The 18515-nt window shown below is 44.9% G+C and carries 15 protein-coding genes; all 15 read right to left on the bottom strand.

All coding sequences use genetic code 11. The features are described from left to right. Nucleotides 1-49: 49 nt before the first annotated feature. Nucleotides 50-1384, bottom strand: a complete 1335-nt coding sequence (gene tilS, locus KHN78_RS11645) for a tRNA lysidine(34) synthetase TilS (RefSeq protein ID WP_211916148.1) — start codon at nt 1382-1384, stop codon at nt 50-52. A 136-nt stretch (nt 1385-1520) separates the two neighbouring features. Then, nucleotides 1521-2480 (bottom strand): acetyl-CoA carboxylase carboxyl transferase subunit alpha, encoded by a 960-nt coding sequence (accA, locus tag KHN78_RS11640; RefSeq protein WP_211916147.1) that lies wholly within the window; start codon nt 2478-2480, stop codon nt 1521-1523. 46 nt (nt 2481-2526) lie between these two features. After that, nucleotides 2527-6006: a DNA polymerase III subunit alpha gene (dnaE, locus tag KHN78_RS11635; protein ID WP_211916146.1), complete on the bottom strand. Its 3480-nt coding sequence runs from the start codon at nt 6004-6006 to the stop codon at nt 2527-2529. A 94-nt stretch (nt 6007-6100) separates the two neighbouring features. Next, nucleotides 6101-6739, bottom strand: coding sequence for a ribonuclease HII (rnhB, locus tag KHN78_RS11630; protein WP_211916145.1), 639 nt, complete (start codon nt 6737-6739; stop codon nt 6101-6103). Continuing rightward, entirely contained in the window at nt 6687-7889 is a 1203-nt protein-coding gene (gene lpxB / locus KHN78_RS11625) for a lipid-A-disaccharide synthase (protein ID WP_223917780.1), read from the bottom strand. Before lpxB ends, rnhB begins: the two co-directional genes overlap by 53 nt. Nucleotides 7890-8129: 240 nt before the next feature. Beyond that, nucleotides 8130-8918, bottom strand: a complete 789-nt coding sequence (gene lpxA, locus KHN78_RS11620) for an acyl-ACP--UDP-N-acetylglucosamine O-acyltransferase (RefSeq protein ID WP_128810383.1) — start codon at nt 8916-8918, stop codon at nt 8130-8132. A 1-nt stretch (nt 8919) separates the two neighbouring features. Next, complete coding sequence (gene fabZ / locus KHN78_RS11615; RefSeq protein WP_009707417.1) at nt 8920-9372, bottom strand: 3-hydroxyacyl-ACP dehydratase FabZ; 453 nt, start codon at nt 9370-9372, stop codon at nt 8920-8922. A 157-nt stretch (nt 9373-9529) separates the two neighbouring features. After that, nucleotides 9530-10561: a UDP-3-O-(3-hydroxymyristoyl)glucosamine N-acyltransferase gene (lpxD, locus tag KHN78_RS11610; RefSeq protein ID WP_211916144.1), complete on the bottom strand. Its 1032-nt coding sequence runs from the start codon at nt 10559-10561 to the stop codon at nt 9530-9532. 6 nt (nt 10562-10567) lie between these two features. Next, on the bottom strand, nt 10568-11077 hold the full coding sequence (locus KHN78_RS11605; protein WP_164837150.1) for an OmpH family outer membrane protein: 510 nt from the start codon (nt 11075-11077) through the stop codon (nt 10568-10570). A 13-nt stretch (nt 11078-11090) separates the two neighbouring features. Next, nucleotides 11091-13502, bottom strand: a complete 2412-nt coding sequence (gene bamA, locus KHN78_RS11600; protein ID WP_211916143.1) for an outer membrane protein assembly factor BamA — start codon at nt 13500-13502, stop codon at nt 11091-11093. A gap of 44 nt (nt 13503-13546) precedes the next feature. Beyond that, a complete protein-coding gene (gene rseP, locus KHN78_RS11595; RefSeq protein ID WP_211916142.1) occupies nt 13547-14905 on the bottom strand; it encodes a sigma E protease regulator RseP in 1359 nt (452 codons plus the stop codon). Then, the gene (gene ispC, locus KHN78_RS11590; RefSeq protein WP_211916141.1) at nt 14905-16110 is read right to left on the bottom strand and encodes a 1-deoxy-D-xylulose-5-phosphate reductoisomerase; all 1206 of its coding nucleotides are present in this window, start codon (nt 16108-16110) and stop codon (nt 14905-14907) included. Before ispC ends, rseP begins: the two co-directional genes overlap by 1 nt. A 51-nt stretch (nt 16111-16161) precedes the next feature. Continuing rightward, complete coding sequence (locus KHN78_RS11585; protein ID WP_211916140.1) at nt 16162-17004, bottom strand: phosphatidate cytidylyltransferase; 843 nt, start codon at nt 17002-17004, stop codon at nt 16162-16164. A gap of 12 nt (nt 17005-17016) precedes the next feature. Continuing rightward, nucleotides 17017-17772, bottom strand: a complete 756-nt coding sequence (locus tag KHN78_RS11580; protein WP_211916139.1) for an isoprenyl transferase — start codon at nt 17770-17772, stop codon at nt 17017-17019. A 95-nt stretch (nt 17773-17867) separates the two neighbouring features. Then, entirely contained in the window at nt 17868-18425 is a 558-nt protein-coding gene (gene frr, locus KHN78_RS11575) for a ribosome recycling factor (RefSeq protein WP_010449748.1), read from the bottom strand. Nucleotides 18426-18515: the final 90 nt, after the last annotated feature.

Raw genomic sequence — 18515 nt, 5'->3', positions numbered from 1 at the left:
ATCGCTTTTATTTAAGTAACTGTTTTTATGCCCGACATTGTGGCATGAATTACAATGACTTACGCCAGACAAGTTCACAATCTTTGCCACTAAACGCTTGATCTACAAACAACCCTGCCACGGCGACTACCTGATCCTGATACATTAAAATAGGGGTCTGCCTGCGTAACCAACTAGGGACATTGTATTCTTGAAATAGCTTTTTTAACTTACGGCTGTGATTGCGTGTACTTGGACGCGCCGATAGCCCTTCAGGATTGAAGGTAATTCTGAGCAATTCTGGTTTAGAAGGTAATGCAATATTGGCCTCACTAGATGTCGAGCATAGCGTTAACTCCCCCAACCGTTCGGGAAGTACAACAGGTAAATCCGTTTGAATAGTGCTTTGCCACATAGCGACATCTGCGGTTTCTGTCACCCAATATAGACGTTTTTGAAAGCGGCGCACTTCGCCCTGCTTAAGTTGTAGCTTTGGGTTCGCATCTTGTTGTGCCAATGCGACTTCATTCCAAATCAAGTTTAACTGCGCCTGAGTTGGCATATTGGTATTTAGCTTTGCTAGCCACATCCGAATCAATCTAGCTCGAGCAAGCTGACTATGGGTCTCTAGAGCATCAATACTCAGGCTTAAATCGTTTAGTAATGCATACTCAAAAGCGGTGTTGAGCAATTCATCAAGCAGCGATTCTTGCTCGGCACATAAGGTCGCACTGCGCTGCACCGACTGATGAATACTCGGCCAACGTTGTGAAAGTTCAGGAACCACTCGATGACGCAGAAAATTTCGGTCATAGCGTGTATCTTGATTACTTTCGTCTTCGACCCATTCAAGGCCAAGTTGATGTGCTACCGCTTCTATTTGCTCACGCTTAACGCACAATAATGGCCTAACGATCTGCCCTCCTGAAAAAGCCATACTTTCAGCCATGGAAGACAGCCCCTTTGGTCCACTGCCACGTTTCAATGCCAACAAAAACGTTTCAATTTGATCATCTGCATGTTGGCCTGTTAAAAGTAAATCACCCGTATTTATGTACTTAGCGAGCGCTTGATAACGAGCCTCACGCGCAAGAAGTTCAACACTTTCTCCGGAGGAAAGATCAAGACTGACATACTCCACTGAGCAAGAGATGCCCGCATCTTCTGCCCATAAAAGACATTTGCTCGCCCAACCATCTGCATTAGCGCTTAATCCGTGATGTACATACACCGCATGGCACGCAATAGATTGGGCCTGTTGGTATCGACGAAGTAACTCAAGTAATAAACGAGAATCTACGCCACCACTGAATGCTAATACTATCTTGGGCGTCGATGGTAATGTCGTATTAGGCTGGTAATATCTGTCCAGTACACTAGCAAAGTGTTGATATAGCGATTCCATAAGCGATCCAATAGGTACAAAAAAGGGCTGACATTAAGCCAACCCTTTCTATTTTATCTGTTATCTTGCGAGAGTTCAGCTAACGCTTCGCTATAACTCGATTTAGCAGTAACCTATGTTCAACAATAACCTATGTTTAACAATAACCATAGTTCATTAGTCGTTGATAACGGCGCTCAAGAAGCGTCTCTTGATCAAGCTGTTCCAAATCTTCAAGCTGACGAAGCAGATTCGCTTTCATATTTGCAGCCATCTGAGCGTGATCACGGTGGGCGCCGCCAAGTGGCTCTTCGATGATTTCGTCGATCAGTTCAAGCTCTTTAAGGCGAGGTGCCGTTAGACCCATAGCCTCTGCTGCTTGAGGAGCTTTATCCGAATCACGCCATAGGATAGATGCACAACCCTCTGGTGAGATCACTGAGTATGTTGAGTACTGAAGCATGTTCACATAATCACCCACACCAATGGCTAATGCACCACCTGAACCGCCCTCACCAACAACGTTACAGATCACTGGCACTTTAAGACCAGACATCACTTTAAGGTTCTTTGCGATGGCTTCAGATTGGCCGCGCTCTTCCGCGCCAACACCAGGGTATGCGCCAGCAGTGTCGATGAATGTGATAATTGGCATATTGAAACGTTCCGCCATTTGCATCAAACGCAACGCCTTGCGGTACCCCTCAGGTTTAGGCATACCAAAGTTACGCTTCACTTTTTCTTTGGTTTCTCGCCCTTTTTGGTGACCGATGATCATCACAGGACGACCGTCTAGGCGTGCAATACCGCCAACAATCGCTTTATCATCTGCGAATGCACGGTCACCCGCCAGTTCATCAAACTCATCAAACGCATGCTTAATGTAGTCCAAAGTGTATGGACGTAAAGGGTGACGAGCCAGTTGAGCTGTTTCCCATGCACCTAAATCACTGAAGATTTTTTTCTTAAGTTCTAGGCTTTTCTTCTCAAGCTGTTCGATTTCTTTATCAAGGTCAATTGCAGAATCACCACCATGACGAGAAACGTCACGTAATGCTTCAATTTTCGCTTCTAGCTCTGCAATTGGCTTTTCAAATTCAAGAAAGTTTAGGCTCATCTATGAATCCTTTTTTACTCAGCGTCTAACGTATTACGCTGAATTTTTAGTTAAATTCGAGTTCTACCTGGTCTTTGCCAAGTAACTGTTTTAAATCGTCTAGCAATGTATCACTCGGCGTCACACGCCACTCGGTGCCCAATGTTAACCGCGCTCTGGCGTCGGCACGCTGGTAGTATACATTGACTGGAACGGTTCCGGCTTTATGAGGTTCCAAAATACGGGAAAATTCGGAAAAGAATTTATCGTTAATCTGGTTGGCATCAATCGATACCGATAAACCTCGTGCATATTTTTCACGTGCACTACCCAGATCCATAACTTCACGCGCCGACATTTTAAGGCCACCGTTGAAGTCATCAAAGCTGACCTGTCCGGAAACCACTAAAATTTTATCTTTTTCGAGAAGTTCTGCATATCTATCGAGCGCATCTGAGAACAACATCACTTCCATTCGGCCGCTTCGGTCATCTAAAGTCATCAGACCGATTCGCGTACCGCGCTTGGTTGTCATCACTCGTGCAGCAATAACTAAGCCAGCAATAGTCACTGATTGATCGCGACGTGTCGGCGTCGCGTCTTTAAGTCGACAGCTGACGTACTTGTTGAGTTCCTTGATATAGGCGTTAACTGGGTGCCCCGTCAAATACAAACCTAACGTCTCACGCTCTCCCTCTAGCCATACTTTTTCTGGCCAAGGTGGAACTTGAGTGTATTTATGCTCAACTTCTTCTGGAGCATCGGTTAATACACCAAACATATCAGCTTGACCAAAGGCCTCCGCTTGGTGGTGTTGGCTCGCCGACTTGACGGCGTCATTCAATGATGCCATCAATGCTGCACGATGCGGGCCTAATCGATCAAGTGCTCCCGCGTAAATCAATTTCTCAATAACACGTTTATTGACTTTTTTAAGGTCAATTCGTGCACAAAAATCAAACAAGTCTTTAAAGTGACCGCCTTTCTCTCGTGCCGCTAAAATCGCATCAATAGGCCCTTCACCGACACCTTTAATCGCGCCAATACCGTAGACAATCGCGCCATTTTCATCCACGTTAAAGCGGTATAAACCTGAGTTGATATCTGGCGGTAATACGGTGAGTTTCATGCGCAGGCATTCATCAACCAGACCGACTACTTTTTCAGTGTTATCCATATCGGCGGTCATTACCGCTGCCATAAACTCGGCAGGATAATGCATCTTAAGCCAAAGGGTTTGATAAGAAACCAGTGCATATGCGGCTGAGTGCGATTTGTTAAAGCCGTAACCCGCGAACTTCTCTACCAAGTCGAAGATTTTCATCGCCAACTCGCCATCGACGCCATTGGCAATCGCGCCATCTTCGAACGTCGCACGCTGCTTCGCCATTTCTTCTGGCTTTTTCTTACCCATCGCACGACGAAGCATGTCCGCACCACCAAGCGTGTAGCCAGACAGTACCTGCGCGATCTGCATAACCTGTTCTTGATACAGGATGATGCCATAAGTTGGGTCTAAAATTTCTTTAAGCGACTCGTGTTGCCACTTTTCATCTGGGTATGAGATTGCCTCTCGACCATGTTTACGGTCGATAAAGTTATCAACCATGCCCGATTGCAGCGGTCCTGGACGGAAAAGTGCCACCAGTGCGATGATATCTTCGAAACAGTCTGGCTGAAGACGCTTGATCAGCTCTTTCATGCCGCGAGATTCAAGCTGGAATACCGCGGTAGTTTCCGAGTTTTGCAGTAAACGGAATGACGCCGCATCATCCAATGGAATCGATTCGATACGAACGGGGGCTTTGCCCTCTTTCTCTAAGCGCGGGTTAATTAACCCAAGTGCCCAGTCGATGATGGTCAGTGTACGCAGTCCCAAGAAGTCGAACTTAACTAAGCCGGCTGTTTCTACGTCGTTCTTATCGAACTGAGTAACAGGGAAGTGCCCTTCCGAGTCCGCATAAATTGGCGCAAAGTCTGTGATCGTGGTTGGTGAGATTACAACACCACCCGCATGCTTACCGGCATTTCGCGTACAACCCTCAAGGATGCGGCACTTATCGATAAGCTCTTTCACTTCTTCGTCAGCTTCATACAGCTCAGGCAACGCTGGCTCTGCCTTGAACGCTTTCTCCAGGGTCATGCCCGGGTCTGGCGGGATCAATTTGGAAATGCGATCAACAAAACCAAATGGGTGACCAAGAACACGACCAACATCGCGAATAACCGCTTTTGCCGCCATGGTACCGAACGTGATGATCTGAGATACCGCATCACGACCGTACATTTCCGCAACGTGATCAATCACTTGATCGCGCTTATCCATACAGAAATCGACATCGAAATCGGGCATAGATACACGTTCAGGGTTCAAGAAACGTTCGAATAGCAAATCATATTCGAGTGGGTCAAGATCCGTAATTTTTAGCGCGTATGCCACCAATGAACCTGCACCAGAACCTCGACCAGGACCAACTGGAATCGCATTATCTTTCGACCACTGGATGAACTCCATTACGATCAAGAAGTAACCTGGGAATCCCATTTGGTTGATTACGTCGAGCTCAATTTGCAAACGCTCATCATATTCTGGACGTCGTTTCAGACGTTCTTGTTCATCTGGGAATAGAAATTCAAGACGGTCTTCCAATCCCTCGCGAGATTTCATGACCAAAAACTCGGTCTCTTTCATCCCCTCTGTAGGGAAAGCCGGCAGGAAGTATTCGCCAAGACGCACTGTCACGTTACAACGCTTTGCGATTTCAACACTGTTTTCTAGCGCTTCAGGGATGTCAGCAAACAGCTCACACATCTCTTCTTCACTACGTAAATACTGTTGCGTACTGTAATTCTTGGGACGACGAGGGTCTTCTAAAGTATAGCCATCATGAATGGCAACTCGTATTTCATGGGCATCAAACAAGTCTTCGCTGATGAATACCACTTCATTCGTCGCAACAACAGGTAGATCTTCCTGCTCCGCCAATTCCACCGCAAAATGTAAGTAGGTTTCTTCGTCTGGTCGGCCAGTACGAATTAACTCTAAGTAAAAACGATCCGCAAAGTGCTGCTTGTAAAACTCAACACAACTTTCAACAAGCTTTCGGTTGCCTTTTAGTAACGCTTTACCCAGCTCACCACTTTTTCCGCCGGAAAGAACAATCAAACCCTCAGAAAGCTCAGCAAGCCATGCTTTATCAATAACTGGTTGATGTTGAACATGACCACGGAGATAAGCTTTAGAAATCAACAACGTTAGGTTTTTATAACCAGTGTTGTTTGCTGCTAATACCGTTAATTGTGTCAGCTCCTCACCAAACTCATCCGATTGCATTTTAAAATCTGCACCGATGATTGGCTTTACGCCACAGCCATGCGCTGTACCATAGTATTTCACCAGACCGCATAAGTTGGTGAAGTCTGTTAACGCCATCGCTGGCATACCAAGCTCAGCAACTTTCTTAACAAGCGGTGGAACTTTGTTGATACCATCCACCATCGAATAATCACTATGGACTCGAAGGTGAACGAACTTAGGATCTGACATTAACAGGTACCGTCTAACTATATGGTGTTGGGAGTTCTATATCTTATTAGGAATTCTAACTTAAGAAGACCGGGCTTATCACTGTGAAAGCCGCTTAATTTTCAATACCAAGCGCTTTCTTTACCGGTTTAAAGCTCTTACGGTGCTCACTGATCACACCATGCTGCTCAATGGCTTCAAAATGCGCTTTGGTCGGATAACCTTTGTGCTTAGCAAAACCAAACTGCGGATATTGTTTGTCCAGTTCTTCCATCTCTTGATCGCGAACGACTTTAGCGATGATCGAAGCTGCACTGATCTGGGCAACGCGCAAATCGCCTTTCACGACAGCTTGAGCATCCATTGGCAAGTCTGGACAACGGTTGCCATCAATGAGTGCTAAATCAGGTTGAACATTCAAACCAGCAATCGCACGCTGCATGGCGACCATCGTCGCTTGAAGAATATTCAATTCATCAATCTCGGCTGGAGAACAGCGCCCCACCGCCCAGGCTAATGCTTTTTCTTTAATCTCAGGCAATAACTCAAGACGTTTTTTCTCACTGAGTTTTTTAGAATCGTTCAAGCCCTCAATTGGGTTATTCGGGTCTAAAATAACCGCCGCGGTAACGACATCACCCACCAAAGGACCACGCCCTACCTCATCAACACCCGCGATCAGATGATAGCCTTGCGGATATTCAAACGGTGGTATTTCTACTTTTGCTTTGGTCGTTTTTGGTTTTACAGCCATGGTAAATCTCTATTTTTTTAATCAGTTTTAGAACCGCGCTTGCGGCTTGTTGGTCCGCATCTTTGCGAATCCAGTGATGCATTTCAGTAAACTTATCCAACATTTCTTGGTTGTCGCTCTCTAGTAAACGAGACACTTCATTGAACAAGTTTTCTGGAGTGCATTCTTCTTGTAAGTATTCTTTCACCAACTCCGTATCTGCAAGAATATTAGGTAATGAGACATACTTTGTTTTTAATAAACGCTTAGCTAAAAATGCCGTTACTGCATTGACACGGTAACCCACCACCATTGGACGCTTCAAAAGCATACATTCAAGCGCAACCGTACCAGATGCCAACATCACGGCGTCAGAGGCAGTAATCACATTACGGGCGGTATCATCCACCAGCTTAAAATCCAACTCGGGAGCGAATTCTTTCCAGGCCTGTTCAAATTGCTCACGACGCTTTTGATTCACCAAAGCGACGACAAATCCTAAATCAGGGAATTTTTGATGCAGTAACTTACAGGTTTCAATGAACGGCTCAGAAAGCATTTTTAACTCACTTCCACGGCTACCTGGCAGTACTGCCAACCATTTTTTATCTTGTTCTAAGCCTAACAATTCACGCGCTGGTGCTTTTTCTGACGTCAACGGGATTGCGTCTGCCAGAGTATGACCAATGAACTCACACGGTACGTTGAACTTATCGTAGAACGCTTTTTCGAAAGGTAAAAAAGCCAAAACAAGATTTGTTGCCGCTTCGATATTAAAAATGCGCTTTTGTCGCCAAGCCCAAACTGACGGGCTAACGTAATGCACCGTTTTAATACCCGCGTTCTTTAAATCTAGCTCAACACGTAAGTTGAAGTCTGGGGCATCGATCCCCACGAACACATCCGGCGGATTCTCTGTAAAATACTTAACAAGCTCTGCTTTTACTTTAAGCAATCTCGGAAGACGACCTAAGACTTCGACCAGTCCCATTACGGCAAGCTCTTCCATATCAAATAGAGACTCGCAACCTTGAGCTATCATCTTAGGACCACCAATACCCACAAATTCTGCATTTGGGTACTGCTGCTTAACTGCTTTAATAAAGCCCTCACCCAGCGTGTCGCCAGACAATTCTCCGGCAATGATGCCGATACGTAATGGTCTTTCCATATCTACTTCGTCATTTTCCTATGCGTTATGGATAGCGGTTTATACCTATTACAGTAAGTAATCACTATGAGTCAACGGCTAAAACTAGCGTAAGAGCAAGCTAGAATGAGCCGTTATTTACCACAATGGGTATTACTATGATGGGTATTACTATGATGAGTATTACACTATCCATAAAACACAAAAAGACCGCAGCCCAAATTGGGCGCGATCTTTTCAATTTAATCGCTCATTCGTTGACTAACGAATAATGCCACGTTCCGTGGTTTCCAGAATGTCTGAGAAACGCTTCACTGCAGGCCACTCTTGTGCCATCTCAGCAAGGATTGGTTTTACCTCTTCCAAGGTCTTACCTGAACGGTAAATCTCTTTGTACGCTTTTTGTAGCGCGCGAATCTCTGGTTTTTCAAAACCATTGCGCTTTAGGCCAACCAAGTTCAAACCAAAAGGTGTTGCATGGTTACCTTGCGCAAGTACGTATGCTGGTACGTCTTGAACCACAGCAGAGCAACCACCCACATAAGCATATGCACCAACGGTACAAAACGGGTGAATCGCAGAAAGTGCCATAACACCTGCGTGATCTTCAACAGTTACGTGGCCGCCAAGGATTGCATTGTTGCCAATGTGCGTATGGTTACCAACAATCACATCGTGTGCGATATGTGCATTAACACAAAGCAAGTTATCGTCACCAATAACCGTGGTTGCTTTATCTTGAACGGTGCCACGATGAACCTGAACGGCTTCGCGAATTACGTTACGATCACCGATAACAACCGTTGTATCTTCACCGCCGTATTTCTTATCTTGGTTTTCTTCACCAATCACAGCATGTGGAAAAATGCGGTTATCTTTACCAATTGTCGTATGGCCTTTAATTACGACGTGAGACATGATCTCAGTGCCCTCACCAATTTCCACTGTTGAAGTGATATAAGTGAATGGGCCTACGGTCACGTTCGCGCCGATTTTTGCGCCTTCTTCTACCACCGCAGCCGGGTGGATTTTAGCGGTTTCATGAATCATATTAAAACTCTCGACGAGCACACTTCAGCTCAGCTGAACATACTACTTCGCCATCGACTTTCGCCACACCTTTAAATGCAGCGATGCCGCGACGCTCTTTCAAAAATTCGACTTCAATAATCATCTGATCGCCCGGCACTACTGGTTTACGGAATTTCGCGCCGTCAACACTTGCAAAGTAGTACAGTTCGTTTTCAGTTGGCGCACCAAATGATTTAAATGCAAGCAAACCTGTTGCCTGAGCCATTGCTTCTAGGATCAGCACACCTGGGAATACTGGCAGTTGTGGAAAGTGACCTGTGAACTGAGGTTCGTTAACCGACACGTTTTTAATCGCGTGAAGGTACTTCTCTTCCTGGAAGTCAATCACTCGGTCGATCAATAAGAATGGGTAGCGATGAGGTAGTAGCTCTTGAATTTCAGAGATGTTCATCGTTTTCTTTTCAGTAGTCAAAGTCGTCTTCCTATATCAATTCTCAACAACCAAGATGGTAGGTAGCGGCAAATGCCACCGATTCAGGAAATGTCCTGCAAAGGATGTACCAGCTTGGTGATTATAGCGCGTCATTATAGAAGAAAAAGACTCGCATTTCGCGAGTCTTTGTTCAGAATTAAGATTCTTCTTTTGGTTCCAGCTGTTTTTCAACGGCTTTCAAGCGTTTATTCATCTCGTCGATGCGATGCACTCGAGTTGCGGTCTTACGCCATTCACGGTTTGTTTGCAGTGGAATACCTGATGAATACAAACCTTTCTCGTCGATACTTCGCATAACCATGCTCATACCAGTGATGGCGACACCATCTGCAATCGTAATGTGACCATTCAGAACCGACGCGCCGCCGATCTGGCAGTACTTACCAATTTTGGTGCTGCCGGCAACAATAGTACCACCAGGCATCACAGTACCATATCCGATCTGCACGTTATGCGCGATTTGAAGCTGATTATCTAGAATGACATTGTCTTCGATTATCGTGTCTTCTAGAGCACCACGGTCAATCGTCGTACATGCACCAATTTCAACACGATTACCAATGCGCACTGAACCAAGCTGAGGGATTTTGATCCACTCACCTTTATCATTTGCATAGCCAAAACCATCAGAACCAATGACTGCACCAGATTGAACTAGGCAGTCATCGCCCATAGAAACTTCATGATAAATAGTAACATTAGCCCAAAGCTTGGTGTTGTTGCCTAACTTTGCGTTTTTACCGATAAAACAGCCCGCACCAACAATAACGTTGTCGCCAAGCTCTACACCCGTTTCAATCACTGCATTTGCACCGACTGCTACGTTTGCCCCCATCTTCACGTCTGCTGCGATCACGGCACTTGGTGCAATCTCATCAGCAGGCTTTGGTGTCGTGTCCATTGCTTGAACAACACGAGCAAAAGCAACGTAAGGGTCAGCAACCACAAGCGCGTTACCAGAACACTGATCTTTGTGATCGGCTTTCACCATGACGACCGTCGCTTTACATTCTGAAAGGTGCTTAGCGTATTTTGGGTTAGACAAGAAAGTGACATCACCCTCTTGTGCTTTGTCCATCGGAGCTACACGACTCACTACAAGTGACTGATCACCAAATAGTTCGCCCCCGGTAATAGTTGCCAACTCGGCTAATGTTAATGTTTTCATAACGTCTTATTTTAGAGCTTTAATAACATCTTCAGAGATGTTGTATTCTGGTTTACCGTATTGAAGTGATGAGATATCAATAACTAGGTCGTAACCTTTTTTATCGGCCACTTTCTTCACTGCATCTTGAATAGTACGGAATAGTTTCGCTTTCTCTTCAGCTTCGCGACGAGCGCTTGCTTTTTCTAGTGCTTGAGCTTTTACTTTGTACTCGCTGTCTAGTTTAGCGATATCAATACGCAATTTTTCAATCTCGTCTTGACCAAGAAGTTCGCCATCTCGCTGAAGTTTCTCAATTTTAGTCTTAGCTTTCGCTTGAATTGATTTCAGCTCGTCTGCTTTACCTTTGAAGTCTTTCTGCATTTTTTGTAGAACAACTTCACGTTGAGGAAGCGCTTGGAAAACCTGAGCTGTGTTTACATAAGCGATTTTCTGAGCTGCTTCTGCAGCATTAGCAAACATTGAAGAACCCAGTACAACAAGGCCAATCCCAGCCGCTTTGATCATTTTATTCAAAATATATTCCTCTTTAGAAAGTTCTACCGATAGTAAATGTGAAGAATTCTTCATCATCACCATCAAATTTATTAACTGGTTTCGCTAGTGAGAAAACCAGTGGCCCCATTGGAGACATCCACTGCAACGCTGCACCGTAAGACGAACGATAGTTACTTGGATCAGAGTAATCGTAGTAGTACTTATCGCCAGTCACCGCGCCTGCTTTGTTGTAATCGAACTCAGTATCCCAAACACTTGCCATATCGAAGAAGATACTCGTACGGATTTGACTGCGTACTTCGTCCGAAGCAAACGGCGTTGGGACGATCAATTCAAGGCTAGCCAATGCTACCGCATTACCACCTACAGAATCTTCTGTCGCCGTAATACAGCCGTTGTTACCACATGCACCAGAGTTATCCGTGTATACCGCTCGTGGACCAGCACTGTTTGAACCAAAGCCACGCAACGTAGTGAAACCACCTGCGTAGTAGTTTTCATAGAATGGGAACACGTTATCGTTACCATCCGTTTTACCGTAACCATTACCATAACCCAAGCGGCCACGCATCAATAGCGTAAATTCATGCTTTTTGGTTAGTGGAATGTACTGGCGAACGTCATATTGCATCTTGAAGTACTGAGCATCAGAACTCGGTACCGTCGCCTTAAAGAATGCACGCTGGTGATTACCCGCTGTCGGGAAATAACCACGGTTCAAGTTATTACGAGTCCAAGAAACGTTGACATCAAAGTCATTAGTATTGATGTCACCATCTGGCTGGCCAATACTCTGTGCAAATTTAGCAGCCTGATCGTAAGTTGGTACGTTACCAATCTTGTTGTGTGTGTAACCAACACCAAACTCAAAACGGTTCAGTTCGTCAAAAGGGAAACCCCATGTCAAACTCGCACCATAGCTTTGGTTGGTATAGTCGATAATGCCTGCTTCAGATGCTTCAAACTCGTCATAGAAGATCTTACCACCTAAACTCACACCATCTAGGTTCCAGTATGGATCTCGGTAGTCTAAGCTCACGTTTTTCTGGTAGTCGTTCATCATCGCGTTAATACCAACACGATTACCAGTACCGATAAAGTTATCTTGCTGTAAGCCAACTTGGAAGCTCACACCCGATTCCGTACCGTAGCCAACACCAAAGTTAACACTACCAGAGTTTGCTTCTTTTACTGTGTAAACCAGGTCAACTTGATCATCACTGCCAGGCACACGAACCGTCTGAACTTCAACGTTTTCAAAGAACCCAAGACGATTTAGACGCGTTTTACCCGTTTCGATCGATTTCGAGTTTAGCCAACTGCCTTCCATCTGACGCATTTCACGGCGCAAGACTTCATCTTTGGTTGAGTTATTGCCTGTAAAGCGAATATCACGAACGTAGATACGGTTACCAGGGTCAATGTTAACGATAAGAGAAACTTGTTTGTTCTCATCGTCGAACTCAGGGAGCGTATTCACTTGTGGGTAGGCGTAACCAGATTCACCAAGCACACGCTTAATGCTCTCTTCCATCGAAGTCACACGAGAACCGTTGTAAGTTTCGTTATCTTCAAATGGAACCAGCTTTTCTAGCGTCGCTTCTTCACCGATCAAATTACCACGGAACTTCACGTCTTTAACGGTGTAAACATCCCCTTCCTCTAGACCAAGCGTAATGTATACACCTTTTTTGTCAGGGGAAATCGCCACTTGTGTCGAATCGACGTTAAACTTCAGGTAACCGCGGTCAAGGTAGTAAGACTTCAACGCTTCAATATCACCAGCAAGCACTTGCTTTTGATATTTGTCATCCGCCAAGAAGTTCCACCACGGTATATCTACGTTAAGGTTAAAACGAGATAGAAGATCTTCATCAGAAAAGACTTCATTGCCGATAAAGTTGATTTGCTGAATTTTTGCCGATACGCCTTCAGTAAAGACAAACTTCAAGTCAGAACGGTTACGAGGCAATGGGGTTACAACAGCCTTTACTGTCGCATTGTATTTACCAACGCTGTAGTAAAAATCTTCAAGGCCTTTTTCGATGTTGCTAAGCGTTGTACGGTCAAGCGCTTCACCTTCACGAACGCCTGAAGCGTTCAGGTTTTCTTGTAGCTGCTCGTCCTTGATTGCTTTATTGCCTGAAAATGAAATGCTAGCGATGGTAGGACGTTCTTTTACTTGAACAACCAAAATACCGCCATCACGCAGCACTTTTACATCTTCAAAGTTACCCGATGCATACAATGCGCGAATGATGTCTGCGACATCACCTTGGTCAACAGTATCACCGACACGTACAGGCATTTTCAGCAATGCTGCACCTAGTGCAACACGCTGCAATCCATCGATTTCAATATCTTGAACTACAAAGTTCTCTGCTCCATTTGCGGATACACTGGTCGCCAGTAAACTTGCAAATAGAATTCGCTTAATCGCCATACTTGTTCTAATTATTCCTTGCTACTGCTTGTGTCTCTGAACTATCACAGACGAGTAAAATCATTAAATAGCGCCAACGCCATCAGCGCGAATATAACCGCACCACCAATTCGATAACCCATTTCCTGTATTTTTTCAGGTACTGGGCGTCGGATAATTGCTTCTATTGCAAAAAACAGCAAATGGCCGCCATCCAACATTGGCAACGGGACGAGGTTGATAATACCTAGGTTAACACTAATTAGTGCCAGAAAACCTAAAAAGTAAACCAAACCGTAATCGGCAGTTGCTCCTGCACCTTTCGCAATTGAAATTGGTCCGCTCAAATTGTTCAAGCCAACGTCACCAACAATCAGCTTTTTCAGCATGCTAATTGTCAGTCCAATAACTTGTCCGGTCTTGTCTACGGCTTTACCAATAGACTCGAATACACCAAACTGTAATTCGAAGCGATAACTTTCTGGCCATTCTGCGACTTCAGGTGCGATACCTGCAAAGCCAACGACCTGTTTGTTAGCTAGCTCACGGCTACCTGGCGTCAACGTGAATCGTTGCTCTTCGCCTTGACGTAATACAACAACATCAATTGGCGTTTCCGGATTAGAACGAATGGCTTCTACCACATCATTCCAACTCGTTACTTTTTGACCACCCATCTCGATGATTTCATCACCGGCAAGCAATCCTGCTTTTTCAGCGGCGCCACCCTCACTAACCTGTGCTAACTCCGTGAAAATTTCAGGAGTATAGGGTTTGAAGCCAAGAGATTGCATCGTAGATTCTGTTTCAGGATCAAACTTCCAATCTCGGATATCTAATGTTTTGGTTACCTCTGAACCCACTTCGTCGGCTGAAGACAAAGTGATGGTCATAGAGTCATCACCAATATGGGAGATAAGCCCCATATTAACCGATTCCCAATCCGGTGTTTTGATGCCAGAGATAGATTTTAGTTCCATCCCGGATTCAATTCCTGCTTTAGCAACGATTGAATTGGGCGTAATATCACCAATTACTGGCTTAACTGCGGGCACTCCGATAAGGAACACGAACCAATATGCCACAATTGCAAATAAGAAGTTAAAAATAGGACCCGCAGCAACGATCGATGTGCGTTTCCAAAGTGGCTTCTGATCAAAAGCCATGTGCTTTTCGTTGTCTGGGACTTCATCAACACGGCTATCCACCATCTTGACGTAGCCGCCTAGTGGGATCATTGAAATACTGTATTCAGTCCCATCTTTGCCCACTTTGCTCCAAATCGACTTACCAAAGCCAATAGAGAATTTTTCAACTTTAACGCCACATCGGCGCGCAACCCAAAAATGACCAAATTCGTGCACAGCAACCAAAATGCCCAATGCAACGATAAAAGAAACCAAATTCCATAAAATACCAGTCATTAGCTACGCTCACGTAATAGTTCTAAGGCGATAGTTCGTGACATTCTATCTAGCTCTATCAAGCTTTCCAAGCTATTCACATTCTCAGTTTTATGGTTTGCAATGATTTTATTCAATACCGCCTCATTGATGCGAGCGATATCTGTAAAACCAAGACGATTATTCAGAAAAGCATCAACAGCAACTTCGTTCGCCGCATTCAAAGCCGTCGTCGCATGTTGCCCCTCATAACACGCGTCAATCGCCAGCTTCAAACAAGGGTAACGGGCAAAATCTGGCTGTAGAAAGGTCAACTCACCAACTTGGGTAAAATCAAGCGGTTTCACACCCGCATCTACACGTGATGGGTAAGACAAAGTAAGGGCAATTGGTGTCGCCATGTCAGGCTCACCCATCTGCGCTAATACAGAACCATCACGGTATTGCACCATTGAATGGATAACTGATTGTGGGTGAATGATCACCTTTAGTTGCTCGCGAGCTGCATTGAATAGCCATTTTGCTTCAATGTACTCAAGGCCTTTATTCATCATGGTCGCTGAATCGACCGAAATTTTCGGCCCCATTGACCAGTTAGGGTGAGCAATCGCTTGTGCAGGTGTCACAGTGTCTAACTCTGCAATATCGGTATAACGGAACGGACCGCCCGAGCCAGTAAGCAGAATAGAAGAAATACCATGCTCTTCAAGGTTACAACGACCCAAGTTAGTCTGAACTTGCTGTGGAAGGCACTGGAATATAGCGTTGTGCTCACTGTCCACAGGAAGCAATTCTGCGCCATGTTCTGCAACGGCATCGATAAACAGTTGTCCGGACATAACCAGAGCTTCTTTGTTCGCAAGCAAAATGCGCTTACCCGCTTTCACAGCTGCCATCGTCGGCAATAAACCTGCTGCACCTACGATTGCTGCCATCACGCTATCGACTTCTTCTAGCGAAGCGACATGACAAAGTGCATCAATACCTCCGAGTACTTCCGTATTTGGCGCAATTGATGCTAGTTCAGATTTCAACGCCGTTGCTGCCGCTTTATCCGCCATCACGGCGTACTTAGGCTGCCATTTACGGCACAGCGCAACCATTTTATCAACGTTCGTGCTTGCCGCTAATGCGACAACTGAAAACTGCTCAGGGTTTTGTTCAACCACTTTAAGTGTGCTTGCACCGATTGAGCCTGTTGCACCAAGAATCGTTAAATTTTGCATGATGTAAGACCGTTAGAAAAACTCAGGAGCGACGATGCCGCTCCCGATAAATTAGAATACGTAGTAGAGAAGAGCAAATACTGGGAATGCGGCGGTTAAGCTATCGATTCGATCGAGAATACCGCCATGGCCTGGAATGATATTACTGCTGTCTTTAATACCAGAAACACGTTTAAACATGCTTTCCACTAAGTCACCAAGCACTGAAATAACCACAGTAACTAACGTGATGATGACCATATGTACAGGGCTGGTAAATTGGATATCGAACCAACCTGCGAATAGCCAGCCAACAAGCAGTGCTGCTATAATGCCGCCAATTAAACCCTCAATGGTCTTATTTGGACTGACGTTTGGTGCCATTTTACGCTTACCCATGCTCTTACCGGCAAAGTAAGCACCGCTATCTGCAGCCCATACCAAGAAACAAACATACAGCACTAATTTTGCGCCGTGGTATGGATCCACTGAAATATCAGACGCTCTAAGAATGATCACACTCCACATGAATGGAATCAGGGTCAAAAAGCCAAATACATGACGAAGCGCTTTACTGCGTTGCCATAGATTAGTGGTCTTCGGGTAGGTAATCGCCATACCACTTGCAACAATCCACCAGATAAAACCAAGTCCTAAAACGGTGTAATGCGAAAAAGTAAGATGGTTAAGGTTTGTCACATCTGGGGAAATAAACAAAAAGCTCAATCCGGTTACAACCACAGCAGGAACCAATGCCGCAATGCGTGAGTTGCTCTCTGTGAACTGTGTCCACTCCCAAAATCCTAATAGCGTTATCGCTGCTAACGCGATAATAAAGCCCATTAGGGGTAATTTAAAAATACCTAAAATAACTAGGGGAGCTAAAATTAGTGCGGTTATTATTCTCTGTTTCAAACTAACTAGTCCTTATTGAGCAGCCATCAATGCTTTGACTTGCTCACCCGTACAGCCAAAACGACGCTCTCGGTTAATAAACCAAGTGACAGCCTCAACTAGGCTATCTTCATCAAAATCTGGCCAGTACTCCTCAGTAAAGTACATTTCTGCATACGCCATTTGCCATAACATAAAGTTACTAATGCGACATTCACCACTGGTACGAATCAAAAGATCAACTTCTGGTAGATCGGCCATGGTCAGATGCTGGGTAATCAACTGCTCATTGATGTCTTCTATACGGATCTCACCGTTACGCGCTTTCGACGCTAACGCTTTTGCCGCCTCTGTGATATCCCACTTTCCACCGTAGTTAGCCGCGATATTAATCACCATCCCAGTATTGCTTTCCGTCAAGGCTTCCGCTTCCGCAATTTTGCCTCTTAAACGATCACTGAAACGACTGATATCACCAATAACACGCAAACGTAAGTTGTTTTTGTGTAGTTTCTTCACTTCACTGGATAATACTGAAATAAATAGTTCCATTAGCAGACCGACTTCTTCTTCAGGACGGCGCCAGTTTTCACTACTAAATGCGAATAATGTGACCGCATCAATACCAAGTTTTGATGCAGCTGCGATGGTCTTACGAACAGCGTTAACGCCTTTTTTATGACCAAATACGCGAGGTTTTCCTTTGGACTTAGCCCAACGACCATTACCGTCCATAATGATGGCAATATGTTTCGGGAGGGAATCAGAGAAGGCTTGAGAATTTTGCATAGGGAGTTAAGTGAGTTCCATCAGTTGGATAGACTAACACAAAAAAACGCTGCGCTGTGAGCACAGCGTTTTCCAACAGTGATGTAGGTGGAGTATTAAACTTCCATCAACTCTTTTTCTTTCGCAGCAAGAACATCATCGATCTTCTTAACGGCTACGTCAGTTAGTTTTTGAATTTCGTCTTGTGCTTTACGATCTTCATCTTCAGAAATTTCTTTGTCTTTTAGAAGACCTTTTAGATCGCTGTTTGCGTCACGACGGATGTTACGTACAGCAACACGAGCGCCTTCTGCTTCACCACGAACGATTTTAACTAGGTCTTTACGACGCTCTTCTGTTAGCGGTGGAAGTGGAACACGAATGATAGTACCAGCAGACATTGGGTTTAGGCCAAGGTCAGACATCATGATCGCTTTCTCAACCTTTTGCGTTAGCTCTTTGTCGAACACTGTGATTGCTAGAGTACGAGCGTCTTCAGCAACAACGTTAGCGACTTGGTTAAGAGGAGTAGCAGCGCCGTAGTATTCTACAGAGATACCAGATAGTAGGCTTGGGTGCGCGCGGCCAGTACGAACTTTAGAAAGGTTGTTCTTTAGCGCTTCAACACTTTTGTCCATGCGCTCTTGCGCGTCTTTATTGATTTCGTTAATCACGGTTTCACCTTAAAAATGTCATCTTTCCTGAAGAAAGCCTAAGGGGCTTAAGCAAAGCAGAATGCCACTCAACAATAGTTGAATGGCATT

The sequence above is a fragment of the Vibrio sp. B1REV9 genome, from assembly GCF_905175395.2.
GTDB classification, from domain to species: Bacteria; Pseudomonadota; Gammaproteobacteria; order Enterobacterales; family Vibrionaceae; genus Vibrio; species Vibrio alfacsensis.
Note: the sequence above shows the minus strand (reverse complement) of the source record. Positions and strands in the feature narration are given on the sequence as shown.

What these genes read in the sequence shown, in the direction of transcription:
- tilS (WP_211916148.1), bottom strand. Translation starts at nt 1,384, where the DNA reads ATGGAATCGCTATATCAACACTTTGCTAGTGTACTGGACAGATATTAC.
- accA (WP_211916147.1), bottom strand. Translation starts at nt 2,480, where the DNA reads ATGAGCCTAAACTTTCTTGAATTTGAAAAGCCAATTGCAGAGCTAGAA.
- dnaE (WP_211916146.1), bottom strand. Translation starts at nt 6,006, where the DNA reads ATGTCAGATCCTAAGTTCGTTCACCTTCGAGTCCATAGTGATTATTCG.
- rnhB (WP_211916145.1), bottom strand. Translation starts at nt 6,739, where the DNA reads ATGGCTGTAAAACCAAAAACGACCAAAGCAAAAGTAGAAATACCACCG.
- lpxB (WP_223917780.1), bottom strand. Translation starts at nt 7,889, where the DNA reads ATGGAAAGACCATTACGTATCGGCATCATTGCCGGAGAATTGTCTGGC.
- lpxA (WP_128810383.1), bottom strand. Translation starts at nt 8,918, where the DNA reads ATGATTCATGAAACCGCTAAAATCCACCCGGCTGCGGTGGTAGAAGAA.
- lpxD (WP_211916144.1), bottom strand. Translation starts at nt 10,561, where the DNA reads ATGAAAACATTAACATTAGCCGAGTTGGCAACTATTACCGGGGGCGAA.
- bamA (WP_211916143.1), bottom strand. Translation starts at nt 13,502, where the DNA reads ATGGCGATTAAGCGAATTCTATTTGCAAGTTTACTGGCGACCAGTGTA.
- rseP (WP_211916142.1), bottom strand. Translation starts at nt 14,905, where the DNA reads ATGACTGGTATTTTATGGAATTTGGTTTCTTTTATCGTTGCATTGGGC.
- ispC (WP_211916141.1), bottom strand. Translation starts at nt 16,110, where the DNA reads ATGCAAAATTTAACGATTCTTGGTGCAACAGGCTCAATCGGTGCAAGC.
- KHN78_RS11580 (WP_211916139.1), bottom strand. Translation starts at nt 17,772, where the DNA reads ATGCAAAATTCTCAAGCCTTCTCTGATTCCCTCCCGAAACATATTGCC.